The sequence below is a fragment of the Neobacillus vireti genome (genome assembly GCF_036962465.1).
Taxonomy (GTDB): domain Bacteria; phylum Bacillota; class Bacilli; order Bacillales; family Cytobacillaceae; genus Neobacillus; species Neobacillus vireti_B.
Window position 1 is genome coordinate 1 of record NZ_JBALNF010000091.1, and the last position, 14,627, is coordinate 14,627.

The window sequence follows — 14,627 nt, forward strand, 5'->3', positions numbered from 1 at the left end:
TTTGTTTAGTTTTCAAAGAGCAATTCAACACATCGCTCAAAAGCGACTTTATAATAATAACAAGTTATCAACTTAAAGTCAACAACTTTATTTTTTAAGACGACGTCTTGGTGACGACTTTTAATATACTACAGCATCGGAGTTAATCCGTCAAGCAAATAGTTATTACTTTTTCTAGATTAGTTGTTTTCTGTTCATTCTCTCTATAGATATAAAAAACCGCTGTTTTCAGCGGTTTTTTTATATAAGCTGTGTTAAAGGTTATTGTTGTTGATTTTTAGCACGTTGATTGGAGCGGAAGGCGGCGAAGACTCCTCGAAAATGCTATCGCATTTCCTTCGTGCGTGGGCGGATTCGAGGACGCAATTTCAAAGTCCTGCGGGAGTACGGGGCGGAAATCAACATTCAAGATTAACACAGCCTTTCTATAAAACCCAATGTTGGATCGCAACTAACGCCACTAATCCGGGTATACCAAGAAATCCTGAGACAGCAGAAGTGGCAAAATTAATCGGGACATGAATTCCGTATCGATTGCCGGCCACATTCAAGAAAAATAAAAACAACGCTCCTATTAAAAATTTCACAGCTGCCTGTCCGACAAATCTTACAGGCTTAACCGGCGCACCTGAAAATAATAATAAAATAATAAGCCCGCCTAAAATAGAAATCACAACAATTGGTTCCAATTCATGCTTTCCCCCTTTAAGGTCTTTTTACTTACAACATATGTACAAGTTGTTAAGTATAGACCATAGGGAGTGAACTACTGATTTATTTAAGGATTGTTACATTACGCTGTTTTGCTTCTCTTAATAGAAAGATATATTTAGCCTCAGCTATTTTAGTTTGACAAATCACTTCTTCCGAAGGATCAAAGCTTTTTTCTAAAAGCAGCTTTTCCTGCTGCCAATTTATTTTATATCGGTTTAATTGTGCTAGCAGCTTTTCATCATATTCTTTTCGCAGCCGCCCTTTGCGCTGAAAAAACATGTGTTACTCCTCCGGTAATCGTGACTGGCTAAATTCTGTAACTTAGTCATTACATTCGCCGTTCACTTATTTATGGTTACAATTCACGTCTTCCTTCGAGCGCTTTAGATAAGGTTACCTCATCTGCATACTCTAGGTCCCCGCCGACAGGTAGTCCATGAGCAATCCTTGTGGTCTTAATACCCGATGGTTTTAATAAACGGGAGATGTACATAGCTGTTGCTTCTCCCTCAATATTTGGATTTGTGGCAAGAATTACTTCTTGAACCGTTTCATCTTGAAGCCGTTTCAACAAATCAGGAATATTTATATCTTCTGGCCCAATTCCGTCCATTGGTGAAATGGCCCCGTGCAAGACATGATATAATCCGTTGAATTCCTTCATCTTTTCCATTGCAATAACATCCTTTGGATCTTGAACGACACAAATAATGCTTTTATCCCTGCGCTGGTCTTCACAGATATAACATGGATCTTGATCGGTAATATGACCACAGACGGAGCAATAGGTAAGATTACGTTTCGCATTGACAAGTGCCTTTGCAAAATCGAGCACCGTGTCTTCTTTCATGTTCAAGACATGAAAAGCAAGACGGGCCGCCGTTTTCGGGCCAATCCCAGGCAGCTTCATAAAGCTGTCAATCAGCTTTGATATGGGTTCTGGATAGTGCATGTCATTTTTCTCCTTCAGAAAAGCAGGGGTGCCCGACCCCGGAGCGTGAACCCCGAGTGTCTATGCACCCCAGCTAGTGTTTATTTAAAATGGTAAGTTCATTCCTTTAGTAAATTGCCCCATAGTATTGTTTGTTAATTCTTCTGCCTTTTTAAGGGCATCATTAACAGCTGCAAGTACTAGATCTTGAAGCATTTCTACATCATCAGGGTCTACGGCTTCAGGTTTAATTTGCACATCTACTACTTCTTTATGTCCTGTCACAATAACAGTTACCATGCCTCCGCCGGCAGTACCCTCAATTTTTTGCTGGCCTAGCTCTTCTTGAGCCTCCGCCATTTTCTTTTGCATTTTTTGCATTTGTTTCATCATATTTTGCATGTTACCCATTCCTCCACCACGCATCATATTCCTAACCTCCATTTAATTAATTATTTATTAGTCAATAATTTCTACAAAATCAGCACCAAATAATTTCTTTGCTTCTGCTATATGCGGTTCCTCTTCCTTGACAGATTCACCGCCTATACTTGTTCCATCTTCACTATGCTGAGTGTTCAAAAAGCTTTCGCGAATCGGCATCCATTGATCTTCAGGAACACCTAAAAGCTGAAGCCTTTTTCCAGTTAATTTTAAAAGCGAGGATGTTACAGCTTCAAGGAAATCGGTGCGGTTCATTGCCATTTGGCAAATCATTTCATGCTTAAACTTTATAATAAAAGCGGCAGAAGAGGCAGCAATCGGTTCAGCATCATTTAATAACGCCGCCTGCGATTTTAACAAACTCGAACGCATTTCTCCCCAATTCGCTTTAATTAAATTTAAATCATTCTTTGTTGCCAGTTTTAAAACTTCATTGATTTTTCCTACCGGCGGCTGAAAAACCTTTTTCGAGGATTTCTGTACCTGCTTTTGCTGTTGTGGTGCTGCATCATGGCCAGCTGGTACAACCCCATTTTCTTTTAAGTGTTGCAGCTCCATCTCAAGTTGATCGATTCTGGCTAGTAAATGTCCAATAGGCGCAGAATCAGCAGAGACGGATGGTTTCACTTCCGATTGACAGAGCTTTACCACCGCTACCTCCAAAAAGATTCGGGGATGATTGGTCCAACGCATTTCCTGCTGTGTTTTATTTAATAAATCAATCAGCTGATAAATTTGTTCCACTTGAATGGTTTCAGCCAATTGTCGAAAATCCTCATCCAGCATCACTCTTTCAAGTGACTCTTCTAAATTAGGAGCTGTTTTATAAAGCAGCATATCCCGATAAAATAATATTAAGTCCTCAATAAATCTTGCTGGATCTTTCCCATGGAATAGAAGTTCATCGAGCGCCTCTAAACCTCTGGACACGTCCCCTTCCTGAAAGGCCTGGGCTAATTTATTCAGGAATCCTTGTGATACAGACCCTGTTACGGTTAAGGCATCTTCCAGTGTGACTCGGTCTTGGCTATAGGAAATAGCTTGGTCCAACAGACTTAAAGCATCACGCATACCACCCTCAGCTGCACGGGCAATCATTTGCAACGCCGTTTCATCACAGTTCACGCCTGTTTCTTCCACGATTAATTTCATCCGGTTCACGATTGATCCAGCAGTAATGCGCCTAAAGTCAAACCGCTGACATCTTGAAATAATCGTTAACGGAATTTTATGAGGTTCCGTTGTTGCTAGAATAAAAATGACATGCTTTGGCGGTTCCTCCAGCGTCTTTAACAAAGCATTAAAAGCACTAATCGAAAGCATATGCACTTCATCAATGATATAAACCTTGTAGTTTACAGCAGTTGGGGCAAATTTCACCTTATCAAGAACATCCCTCATTTCCTCTACACGAGAATTAGAGGCAGCATCAAATTCTAATACATCTGGAATGGTGCCATTGGTGATGCCGCGGCATGCTGCACATTCATTACACGGCTCTGAAACTGGTGCATGCTCACAATTAATCGACTTTGCTAATATTTTAGCCGCACTTGTTTTCCCTGTTCCTCTTGGACCAGAAAAAAGATAGGCATGTGAAGTTTTTTGTTGAAGCAGGGCGTTCTGCAATGTCTTGGTTACATGTTCTTGTCCTACTACATCAATAAAGACCTGCGGCCGCCAAACACGATATAAAGCTTGATATGCCAATGGACACCGCCCCCTTCAAATTTTTTATCATCCTATCCATTATAGCTTATTTAACTCCCATTTTCCAAAATGTATGTAAAAAAACTCACCCCAAATTGAGATGAGTTTATTCATGCATGTTATATGTACTGCCGTGCACCTTCCGTCGACTTACGCCCATAAGCGTTACTTAAGCAGTTAGCTCGGCCCAGGCAACCCTGCGGCACATGGGAGCGTCCACTTAATGCTGCTTCCTTCCGGACCTGACATGGTTCATGGATTCCCATTGCGCAGGACCCGGGCGTCAACACCACTTACTTAAGGCAGACCCTACAGGCCATAAGCCTCGGGAAGGGATTCAGTCCCGCTAGAGCGGATTGCGGGTACAGGGCACCGCTGCCTCCCCACCTAGCACGGCAAAATTGATACCTAATATTAATGCGTCGTATGTGACGCCTTTTAAATATACAACTTCTTACGAAAAAAAGCAATCTTAATCACCTTGTAAATTACTGTAAATCATTCAGGGCTCGATTTTTCTTCATTTGCTTTTCAAGCTTTTTTCTATTTCTAATGCTTCGAAAAAATTCAGAGAGCATATTCCCGCAATCAGACTCTAATACACCCTTAGTAATTTCGCATTGATGATTAAAGCGCTCATCCTGTAACAGATTCATGAGAGTCCCAGCACATCCTCCTTTAGGATCACCTGCCCCGTATACTACCCTTTTCACTCTTGATAAAATAATCGCACCGGCACACATAGGACATGGCTCCAGGGTGACATAGAGAGTGGAATCTTCTAATCGCCAAGACCCGGTTTTTCTGCAGGCTTTGTCAATCGCAAGCAGTTCAGCATGAGCGATTGCATTTTGCTCAAGTTCTCTTAAATTATGAGCCCGGGAAATAATTTCATTATTCATTACCAGCACTGCGCCAATGGGTACTTCATTTAATTCTTCCGCTTTTCTTGCTTCCTTAATTGCTTCCTTCATAAAATATTCATCTTGAGCTTCTACGATATCTATCAAATTATCACCTGATTTTTTTAGTATTACCTGTTTAAAATCCCCTATTAGTGGAAGAACACAGGATAAAAACCTCTTTACTATTCCAAAATATATGAAAAGGAGGGAGACAGTTTGAATCTTGAACGTCCTGCCCTGTTAATCATTGATATGATCAATAACTTTGATTTTATCCATGGCCAGGTTTTCGCCCAAAAAGCACTGGAGATTGCCGGGCCCATTAAAGAATTAAAGGATCAATTTAATCAACAGCAGCTCCCCGTTGTCTTTATTAACGATCATTATAATTTATGGCAAGCAGATTACCATACCATTATCGAACATTGCCGAAATCAATATAGTGAGCCTATCTACGATAAAGTGCTGCCGGATAAGAAGGATTATTTTTTAATAAAGCCGAAACACTCTGCCTTTTACGGAACTGCCCTAAATACCTTACTGCATCAGCTTAAAGTAAATACCCTTATTATAACAGGCATTGCGGGCAATATCTGTGTTCTATTTACAGCAAACGATGCCTATATGCGTGAATACAAGCTTTATATCCCTAACAATTGTATTGCCTCGACAGATGATCAAGATAACCAATATGCGTTAACGATGATGAAAAATGTTTTAAAGGCTGAAATTAAATCCTCGCAGGATTTACCAAAAGTGTATCATGTAAACCCGCCCTCCCTCATAGAATAGCTGTAGCGTATGTTTTTAGGGAGGGATAAGGATGCAAATCCATGTTATAAAAAGGAATGAAAGTTTAACAACGATTGCAAGGACTTATCATACAACTGTTCAAGATATCGTTGAAGCAAATGATCTGCCAAACCCAAATAATCTTGTCATTGGACAATCCATTGTTATTCCCATTATCGGCCATTTTTACTTCGTTCAATCTGGAGATTCGCTTTATTCAATAGGTCGTAAGTTCGGCGTTTCTCCGCAACAATTGGCAAGCGTGAACCGTATAAATATCAATCAGCCTTTAAATGTTGGTTTTCGTCTCTATATTCCCCAAGGAGCCAAGAGAAATGCTGAATTCAATGCCTATGTTGAACCGCGCGGTACCACTGTTGCCCCTGTTTTAGAAAATAGCGCCCGCGAAGCCGCACCATATCTAACCTATTTAGCCCCTTTTAGCTTCCAGGCACGACGCGACGGAACTTTAAAAGAGCCCTTACTAAATAATTTTCCAGCGATTGCCAGAGCCAATCGAAACGTTTTAATGATGGTCATTAACAATCAGGAGAATGATCAGTTTAGTGATGAACTTGGCCGTATTTTACTAAACGATCCTGCGATTCAGGATCGATTCCTTAATAATATTGTGGCAACAGCGAAAAGATATGGCTTCCGTGACATTCATTTCGATTTTGAGTTTTTACGGCCAGCCGACAGGGAAGCCTACAACAACTTTTTACGAAAGGCTAAACAAAGATTTAGCAGGGAGGGCTGGCTCATGTCTACCGCCCTTGCCCCTAAAACAAGTGCTACTCAAAAAGGAAAATGGTATGAGGGCCACGACTATCGAGCTCATGGGGAAATCTCAGATTTCGTCGTCATTATGACCTATGAATGGGGATACAGCGGCGGACCTGCCATGGCTGTATCCCCAATTGAGCAGGTCAGAAAAGTTCTTGAATACGCTATTACTGAAATGCCTTCAAATAAGATTTTAATGGGGCAGAACCTTTATGGCTATGACTGGACGCTTCCCTTCGTCCAAGGAACTATTGCAAAAGCAGTGAGCCCCCAGCAGGCTATTCAGCTTGCTGCAACACATAATGTCCCGATCGAATATGATACAAGAGCACAAGCTCCGCATTTTCGGTATACTGCTGCCGATGGCAAACAGCATGAGGTTTGGTTTGAAGATGCCCGCTCCATCCAGGCAAAGTTTGATTTAATCAAAGAGCTTAACCTTAGAGGAATGAGCTATTGGAAACTGGGTTTAGCCTTCCCACAGAACTGGCTGCTAATTGTAGATAATTTCACTGTAACAAAACGGGGTTCGTAAAAAAGCCTCTTAACAGGAATATAAAAATTACCATTCTACAAAAACTGCCGCTATTCGGCAGTTTTTTCATCTATTTGACATAATACATATAGCTTGTAAATATTCCATATCCCTTCCTACGACAGATTATGATAAAATATTCTTTGCGTCATCATTTAGAGAACGTATAACCACATGTACTAAGATAAGTTAGAGAAAACTTATCATAAGATATCATAGATGTACGGGCAGTTGGAGAAGGAGGACTTGCAATGGGGGATACACCCTTTATTACCGTTGAAGGGCCGATTGGTGTAGGAAAAACATCTCTCGCAAAAGCCATTTCAGAGAAGTTCAATTTTGCTTTATTAAAAGAGATTGTTGATGAAAATCCATTTTTAGGGAAATTCTACGAAAATATAGAGGAGTGGAGTTTTCAAACAGAAATGTTCTTTCTCTGTAATCGCTATAAGCAATTAGGAGATATCAATTCCCTTTTTTTAAGTCAAAAAAGGTCTGTGGTGGCAGACTATCATATTTTAAAGAATCTGATCTTTGCCGAGCGGACTTTAAATAATGAAGAGTATCAAAAGTACTTAAAGATTTATCAAATTCTAACAGAAGATATGCCGAAGCCGAACGTCATTATTTATCTAAACGCAAGCCTCGATACACTTTTGAAACGAATTAAAAAAAGAGGGCGCGAAGTAGAGAAAAATATTAGCCCTTTATATTTAGAACAGCTCTCTCTTGACTATGAAAATACGATAACTGCTTTTGAAAAGGAACATCCTGAGATTCCCGTTCTTCGCTTTAGCGGTGATGAGTTGGATTTTGTACAGAATGAACAGGATTTACATTATATTTTTCAAAAGTTATCTACTTCCTTACAAGAAAACAGCTGGGCAAACAACATAATATTGAACGGGGGATGTTAGTGAGTATCGTTATTGGTGGTATGATTGGTCTTGGAAAAACAAGTGTGGCGGATACATTAAATGCCCACTTTAAAACTAAAGGAATTGAGAGTAAGGTCTTTTATGAAACGGTAGATGATAATCCTATTCTTCCCCTTTACTATGAACTAACTCCAGAGGAATTAGATGCTAGAAGAATTCCTTTCCTCCTGCAGTTATTCTTTTTAAATAAACGCTTTAAAACGGTTAAAGAATGTATTAATTGGCGCGAACCAGTCTATACCATTCAAGACCGGTCAATTTATGAAGATTGGTATTTTGCATATGTAAATAAAAACTTAGGCCGAATTTCAGACCTGGAATTCAAAATATATGAAGATCTTGTTGATAATATGATGGAAGAATTAAATGAACTTCCTAAAAAAGCACCGGATTTAATGGTTTACTTAAAGGGGTCATTTGATACCGTGATTGATCGGATTATGGCGCGAGGCAGAAGCTTTGAAATTAACCCGGAACTAAAAGAGTACTATTTTGAAGTGTGGAAGGGTTACGACGAATGGGTCATGAATCAGTATGCAGCCAGTGAAATTCTTGTAATTGATATGGATCATACAGACGTTGTTAAAAGTAAAGTAGATGCCTTGAAGGTTTGTACTGCTGTAGAACAGAAACTAAATGAAATATTAAAAATAGAAAAAGCACAGATTGGGTAACTCCGATCTGTGCTTTTTTCTATTTTTAGGATTAGGCAAAAAAAAATTCGCTGCAAGTAAATTGCAGCGAATTTTTATCTCCAGTTTTTATGCGCGTAGTTGTTTTAAAATGATGGCGGAGGAAGAGGGATTCGAACCCCCGCGCGGTTTAACCCGCCTGTCGGTTTTCAAGACCGATCCCTTCAGCCGGACTTGGGTATTCCTCCGTATCGACAAAAGATAATTTACCATATATATATCACTATGTCAAATAGAATAACTGATTTTTCCGGGCAAATTTAGCTTGCCCGAAAAAATCTTTTACATACGATTCATTTTGAGTTTTACAAAGGTGTAATGACTTCACGATTGCCCATATATGGTCGTAAAGCCGTTGGGATGATGACACTTCCGTCCTCTTGCTGATAATTTTCTAGAATTGCAGCGACCGTGCGGCCAATTGCAAGACCAGATCCGTTTAGGGTATGAACATGCTCCGGCTTTGCTTTTGGATCACGACGGAAGCGGATATTAGCCCGTCTTGCCTGGAAGGCCTCAAAGTTACTGCAAGAAGAAATCTCACGGTATGTTCCGTAACTTGGTATCCATACTTCAATATCGTACTTTTTTGCTGCGGTAAAGCCAAGGTCCCCTGTACACATGCTTAACACGCGGTATGGCAGTTCAAGCAGCTGCAACACACGCTCTGCATCATGGGTCAGCTTTTCTAGCTCCTCATAAGAATCTTCCGGTTTCACAAACTTTACAAGCTCAACCTTATTAAATTGATGCTGACGGATTAATCCTCTTGTATCGCGTCCTGCAGAACCTGCTTCAGAACGGAAACAAGCACTATAAGCAGCAAAGCGAATTGGCAGTTCTTCACCACTTAGAATTTCATCACGGTGATAGTTGGTAACAGGCACTTCAGCAGTTGGAATGAGGAAATAATCTTCATTTTCAATTAAGAAAGCATCCTCTTCAAACTTTGGCAGCTGCCCTGTTCCTGTCATACTTGTTCGATTCACTAAGTAAGGCGGCAATATTTCTGTGTAGCCATGCTCATCAACATGAAGGTCTAGCATGAAGCTGATTAAGGCCCGTTCTAAGCGAGCTCCAAGCCCCTTATAAAAGACAAAACGGCTGCCAGTCACCTTTCCCGCCCGTTCGAAGTCAAGGATCCCTAGTTCGTCTGCTACGTCCCAGTGCGGCTTTGCTTCAAAGTCAAATTCTCGTACTTGGCCCCATTTTCTGATTTCAACATTATCATCCTCAGTTTCTCCAATCGGAACACTTTCATGTGGAATATTTGGAATACTTAGCAGCAACAGCTCTAATGTCTCTTCCACACCACGGAGTTCATCATCTAGGACTTTTATTTGGTCGCCAACTTCACGCATCTCCGTAATCAAATGATCGGCATCTTTTTTTTCACGCTTTAAGGCTGCCACTTGCTGTGAAACTTCATTTTTTCGGCTTTTTAATTTTTCTGTTTCAACGATTAGCTCGCGTCTTTTTACATCTAAATCCTCAAATCGGCCTAAATCAGTTAAATCCTCACCGCGATGCTGAAGCTTTTCTTTTACTTCAGCAAAGTTTGCTCTTAATACTTTGATATCTAACATCTGTCGACACTCCCTTTTTTAATTGGCTGTGTTAAGTTGATTTCCGCTCCAATCAACATACAAATAATCAACAATAACATTTAAAACAGCCTTTTAATTGAAAAACTATTCAGCTCCAGCGGCTGAGCCAAATAAAAAAACTCCCGCCCCAAATACAGGGACGAGAGTTAGTCGCGATACCACCCTGGTTGACAGCATAGGCTGCCCACCTCGAGAAAATGTAACGGTTTTTACCGAAAGTACTTACTTACCGAATAAGTGTTCTGTACCCTGCTCGAGGAGGGATTCGCAAGGGTCACACACCGGTTTACACCAGACACCGGCTCTCTTGAGTGTGAGGCACTTGTTACTAGTTCCTCTCATTGCTTTTTTCATTATTGATTTGTTTTATAATTTACTATAATTATGAACCAAATGCAACCGAATTAAACAAATTGTTTGTTTTTTTGCTTCCTTTACCATTTCGCCAAGGTAAGCTGTTAAATGCTAAAACCAACCTTTTATGGTTGTACCGATCCCATGAAATACATCTCCGAAGAAATTCCCAATGCCTCGCATCATTAAGACAAACCAGTTGGCTTTTTCAACATCCTGAGCAGCCACAACATCCGCTTGTGCTTTCTGCTGTCCCTCAGAAGTTAAGAAGCTAACTTTTTCGTTATTCTTCGGTTTTAAGGTTATATAACCGATTTTTTCACCTTTTTTAATCGGTGCGGTCAATTCACCCTTTTTGTTAACTTTATTTTTATCTAAAACAAGAACCGGTTGATAGTTTTTCTCTTCACCATTAAGAACAATCATATTAATGGCCGATTTAGTGTAAATCTTAACTTGATCGTCTTTCCCTTTAAGGACTGGTAATGTTTTCTGTCCTTTTACTTGGTAGTGTTTTGGAACAAGTTTTACATTCGTATAGTTACTGAATGCATAATCCATCATTTTTCTAGTTTCTTCAAAGCGGGCTTTATATCCACCTTGTTGTCCAGTGGCATCCTTTGCATTCTGCACAACAGTAATAAATCGCTTGCCATCACGGCTGGCTGTTCCGGTAAAGCAATAGCCTGCAAAGTCAGTAGTCCCCGTTTTAAGCCCGTCCATTCCTTGGTAACCATAATCTAGTGATGGAAGCATCCAGTTCCAGTTAATCATATTAATTTGATCATCTGTTCCTTCACGGAAAACCTTCTTAGGTGTGCTGGCTGTTTTTAACACATCAGGAAAATCATTAATTAAGTGAAAGGCTAGTTTGGCTACAGCCCGGGATGACATTACGTTTTCGTCCTCAGCCCCTGTTCCCTTTGGCTGCTCACCATTGTAGTCTCGGTTGTTCAAACCAGTAGAGTTGACAAATTTATAATCCTTCAAGCCTAGGGTTTTCGCTTTATCATTCATCATTTTTACAAAGTTTGTTTCTGAACCGCCCATAATTTCTGCAAGCGCAATGGTTGCGGCATTAGCAGAGTAAATCGCCATTGCTTCATATAATTCTCGCACTTTATAGGTGCCATCTGCCCGTAGTGGTACATTAGAAAGATCACGGCGCTGAGAGATTTTATAGACAAGATCACTTACCCTGTACTCTTGATCCCATTTAACTTTTCCCTTTTTAACTGAGTCAAGTAAGATATATTCAGTCATCATTTTGGTCATACTAGCAATTCCTAGTACACTATCAGCATTTTTTTCATATAGAACTTTACCTGTTTTTCCATCTACTAAAATGGCTCCATCTGCATTCACATTTAAAGCTGCTTCTGCATGGGCCTTATGTACACCAGCAAAAACGCTAAAAAACATAATCATTGCCAATGCACTGGCAATATATTTTTGATAAAGATGTTTGTTCACTATTACACGCCCTCCAAGGAATTTATACACTTTGAATATTTTATCATACCTGCCTAGTAAATCATAGAATGAGCATCGAACCATTCTTTGGCAAATGATTAAAATTCTCTTAAAATTTACTAGGAATTTTTTCATAATAAAAACAGAGAAGGATAACCTCTCTGTTTAGATAATTTATAGCGAATAATTTGGTGCTTCTTTGGTAATTTGAACATCGTGAGGATGACTTTCTTTCAGGCCGGCACCTGTCATCTTAATAAATTGTGCTTTAGTTCTTAAATCATGAAGATCCTTTGTTCCGCAATAGCCCATACCTGACCGTATGCCGCCAATAAGCTGGTAAATTGTCTCAGCTAACGGTCCCTTATAAGGAATCCGTCCTTCAATTCCTTCAGGAACAAACTTTTTATTATCCTCTTGGAAATAACGGTCTTTTGATCCCTTTTCCATCGCTGCAACTGAACCCATTCCTCTGTACACCTTAAAGCGGCGTCCTTGGAAGATTTCTGTCTCACCAGGACTCTCGGATACTCCGGCCAATAAGCTTCCAAGCATGACAGCATTTCCGCCCGCTGCCAAAGCCTTTACGATATCTCCAGAGTATTTAATCCCGCCATCAGCAATAATCGTTTTCCCATGCTTCATTGCTTCAGTTGCACAATCATAGACAGCAGTTATTTGCGGTACTCCTACCCCTGCTACTACTCTTGTTGTACAAATAGATCCAGGCCCAATTCCAACCTTTACAACATCGGCACCTGCTTCAATTAAGTCTTTTGTTGCTTCAGCTGTTGCGACATTTCCAGCAATAATGGTTAAGTCAGGATATGCACTTCTAATTTCCTTTACCATGTCAAGGACGCCTTTAGAATGACCATGAGCCGTATCAATAACAATAGCATCGACATTTGCTGCTACTAGAGCTTCAACACGCTTCATCGTATCCTTTGTTACACCTACAGCTCCACCAGCAAGCAGACGACCCTGTCTGTCTTTTGCGGAGTTAGGGAATTCAATTACTTTTTCGATGTCTTTAATTGTAATTAAACCTTTTAATACGCCGTCTTCATTTACTAGAGGAAGCTTTTCAATCTTATGCTTTTGAAGTATTTTTTCGGCTTCTTTTAATGTTGTTCCGACTGGGGCTGTTACAAGATTTTCTTTTGTCATTACATCCGAGATTTTAAAAGAATAATCTTGATCTTGTATAAAACGAAGGTCACGGTTGGTAATGATCCCAATAAGTTTTTGGTCCTGCATATTATTGACAATCGGGACACCAGAAATTCGATACTTACCCATCAAATGCTCTGCATCAAAAACTTGATGTTCAGGAGTTAGGAAAAAGGGATCAGTTATAACTCCGCTTTCCGATCTTTTGACCTTTTCTACTTGTTCTGCCTGCTGTTCAATAGTCATATTCTTGTGGATGATCCCTAAGCCGCCTTGGCGGGCAATTGAAATAGCCATTTCTGATTCTGTTACGGTGTCCATTCCAGCACTGATAATTGGAATATTAAGCTTTACACTCGGCGATAATTCTACTTGCAGATTGACATCTTTGGGCAGTATCTCTGATTTACCCGGAATTAACAGTACATCATCAAACGTTAAACCTTCTTTTGCAAATTTATTTTCCCACATTTTTAACAGCCCTCCAGGACAAAAAATATTATTTGTACTTTATCAATTGGACAAAATACTGTCAAGGAATAAATATTTAATAGATTTTTCAGAAAAAGGTGATAATTCAGTGATAAACTATAAAGGTTGGGAAAGCTTTTCCTGTTTTTTTTCTGCTGACTACTGTCAAAGGTATTTAAAAACCTGCTACCAAAAGCGAAATATCGGTAACCCAGAACAAAAAAGCTATGAAAATGGCTATGCCTTTCTCTATTATCTCGAACATGGGCAAATATATTATGATCAAGCAGAAAAGTCGCCACTGATTTTAAAGCCGATTTTACTATTCTATGGACTTGTCCATTTAATTAAAGCTTGTATCTTAACTATAGATCCTTCCTATCCGGAAACCACCGCTGTATTAGCGCATGGTGTTTCAACTAGAAAAAGAAAAAAGCAAAATTATCTCTTCTTCCATGATGAGGTAAAATTTCAAAAAAACGGTCTCTTTCCCTTTATGTCAGAAAAACTGTTCCTCATGAAACAATTAGAAGGGGAAAAAGCGATTATGGAAGAATTATTACAGCTTATACCTGAATTAAATGATTTATTCTCCATCCTTGAAGGAAAAAAGACATTTGCAAATTTAACACAACAGGATAATAAATTGATTATCCCTGACTATGTATTAGATCATTATCATATGACAGAAAACAGATTTAAGGAATTTTTCACTTCAAAATTTAAAAATAGTGTGGAGTTTATAAATGGGGAGCTTGCCTTTTATATCAATGAGAACTTTTCTTCAGAAATCTCACCATTATGCTATAACTTAGAGAACAGTACTTACACACTCCCACTCGTTAAAGGAAGTTTTATTCATTTTCCCGAACTGCTTGTTCATTATCTTTTATTATATAACCTAAGTATGATTGCCCGTTATGAAACTGAATGGTGGAGTGAGTTAACAAAAATGATGCCCAACCAAGATTATCCATTTATTAAATCTTTTCTAGAGGTCACTATGAAAAAGGGTCCATTTTTAATCTTTCAATTACTTATGAGGTGAAACACAAAAGGACAATCCTTCCGGATTGTCCTAACATGCCTGGCAACGTCCTAC

The 14,627-nt window shown here is 39.5% G+C and carries 14 protein-coding genes, 1 tRNA gene, 1 other RNA gene and 1 other annotated feature; of the genes, 5 read left to right on the forward strand and 11 right to left on the reverse strand.

The genetic code is table 11. The annotated features are described in order from the left end of the window. Window positions 1-425 precede the first annotated feature (425 nt). The 7 genes from V7077_RS27060 to tadA form a co-directional block, all read right to left on the reverse strand. The gene (locus tag V7077_RS27060) at window positions 426-689 is read right to left on the reverse strand and encodes a pro-sigmaK processing inhibitor BofA family protein (protein WP_335507739.1); all 264 of its coding nucleotides are present in this window, start codon (window positions 687-689) and stop codon (window positions 426-428) included. 85 nt (window positions 690-774) lie between these two features. Continuing rightward, on the reverse strand, window positions 775-993 hold the full coding sequence (locus V7077_RS27065; RefSeq protein ID WP_335507741.1) for a YaaL family protein: 219 nt from the start codon (window positions 991-993) through the stop codon (window positions 775-777). 76 nt (window positions 994-1,069) lie between these two features. After that, window positions 1,070-1,666, reverse strand: a complete 597-nt coding sequence (gene recR / locus V7077_RS27070; RefSeq protein ID WP_098533749.1) for a recombination mediator RecR — start codon at window positions 1,664-1,666, stop codon at window positions 1,070-1,072. Window positions 1,667-1,750: 84 nt separating this feature from the next. Beyond that, window positions 1,751-2,074, reverse strand: a complete 324-nt coding sequence (locus tag V7077_RS27075) for a YbaB/EbfC family nucleoid-associated protein (protein WP_374110708.1) — start codon at window positions 2,072-2,074, stop codon at window positions 1,751-1,753. Window positions 2,075-2,104: 30 nt separating this feature from the next. Then, the gene (gene dnaX / locus V7077_RS27080) at window positions 2,105-3,799 is read right to left on the reverse strand and encodes a DNA polymerase III subunit gamma/tau (RefSeq protein ID WP_335507743.1); all 1,695 of its coding nucleotides are present in this window, start codon (window positions 3,797-3,799) and stop codon (window positions 2,105-2,107) included. A 131-nt stretch (window positions 3,800-3,930) separates the two neighbouring features. Continuing rightward, window positions 3,931-4,195, reverse strand: an RNA gene (ffs, locus tag V7077_RS27085) — signal recognition particle sRNA large type. 92 nt (window positions 4,196-4,287) lie between these two features. Continuing rightward, the gene (tadA, locus tag V7077_RS27090) at window positions 4,288-4,800 is read right to left on the reverse strand and encodes a tRNA adenosine(34) deaminase TadA (RefSeq protein ID WP_335507759.1); all 513 of its coding nucleotides are present in this window, start codon (window positions 4,798-4,800) and stop codon (window positions 4,288-4,290) included. Between the two features lie 120 nt (window positions 4,801-4,920). Between tadA and V7077_RS27095 the strand changes: the two genes are divergently transcribed. The 4 genes from V7077_RS27095 (at window position 4,921) to V7077_RS27110 (ending at window position 8,429) form a co-directional block, all read left to right on the forward strand. Next, window positions 4,921-5,496 (forward strand): isochorismatase family cysteine hydrolase, encoded by a 576-nt coding sequence (locus V7077_RS27095; protein WP_335507745.1) that lies wholly within the window; start codon window positions 4,921-4,923, stop codon window positions 5,494-5,496. Between the two features lie 31 nt (window positions 5,497-5,527). Continuing rightward, entirely contained in the window at window positions 5,528-6,817 is a 1,290-nt protein-coding gene (locus tag V7077_RS27100) for a glycoside hydrolase family 18 protein (RefSeq protein ID WP_335507747.1), read from the forward strand. 251 nt (window positions 6,818-7,068) lie between these two features. Continuing rightward, entirely contained in the window at window positions 7,069-7,734 is a 666-nt protein-coding gene (locus V7077_RS27105) for a deoxynucleoside kinase (protein WP_335507749.1), read from the forward strand. Continuing rightward, on the forward strand, window positions 7,734-8,429 hold the full coding sequence (locus tag V7077_RS27110) for a deoxynucleoside kinase (protein WP_420489715.1): 696 nt from the start codon (window positions 7,734-7,736) through the stop codon (window positions 8,427-8,429). Before V7077_RS27105 ends, V7077_RS27110 begins: the two co-directional genes overlap by 1 nt. A 113-nt stretch (window positions 8,430-8,542) precedes the next feature. Here the strand turns inward: V7077_RS27110 and V7077_RS27115 are convergent. From V7077_RS27115 to guaB, 4 genes are all read right to left on the reverse strand, one after another. Beyond that, window positions 8,543-8,635, reverse strand: a tRNA-Ser gene (locus tag V7077_RS27115). Window positions 8,636-8,752: 117 nt separating this feature from the next. Further along, complete coding sequence (serS, locus tag V7077_RS27120) at window positions 8,753-10,033, reverse strand: serine--tRNA ligase (RefSeq protein WP_335507753.1); 1,281 nt, start codon at window positions 10,031-10,033, stop codon at window positions 8,753-8,755. Window positions 10,034-10,186: 153 nt separating this feature from the next. After that, window positions 10,187-10,405, reverse strand: a binding site (T-box leader). Between the two features lie 114 nt (window positions 10,406-10,519). After that, window positions 10,520-11,836 (reverse strand): serine hydrolase, encoded by a 1,317-nt coding sequence (locus tag V7077_RS27125; protein WP_335507763.1) that lies wholly within the window; start codon window positions 11,834-11,836, stop codon window positions 10,520-10,522. 219 nt (window positions 11,837-12,055) lie between these two features. After that, window positions 12,056-13,525 (reverse strand): IMP dehydrogenase, encoded by a 1,470-nt coding sequence (guaB, locus tag V7077_RS27130; RefSeq protein WP_335507755.1) that lies wholly within the window; start codon window positions 13,523-13,525, stop codon window positions 12,056-12,058. A 109-nt stretch (window positions 13,526-13,634) separates the two neighbouring features. On the opposite strand from guaB, the gene V7077_RS27135 reads away from it, so the two are divergent. Next, the gene (locus V7077_RS27135; protein WP_335507757.1) at window positions 13,635-14,573 is read left to right on the forward strand and encodes a YaaC family protein; all 939 of its coding nucleotides are present in this window, start codon (window positions 13,635-13,637) and stop codon (window positions 14,571-14,573) included. Window positions 14,574-14,627 lie beyond the last annotated feature (54 nt).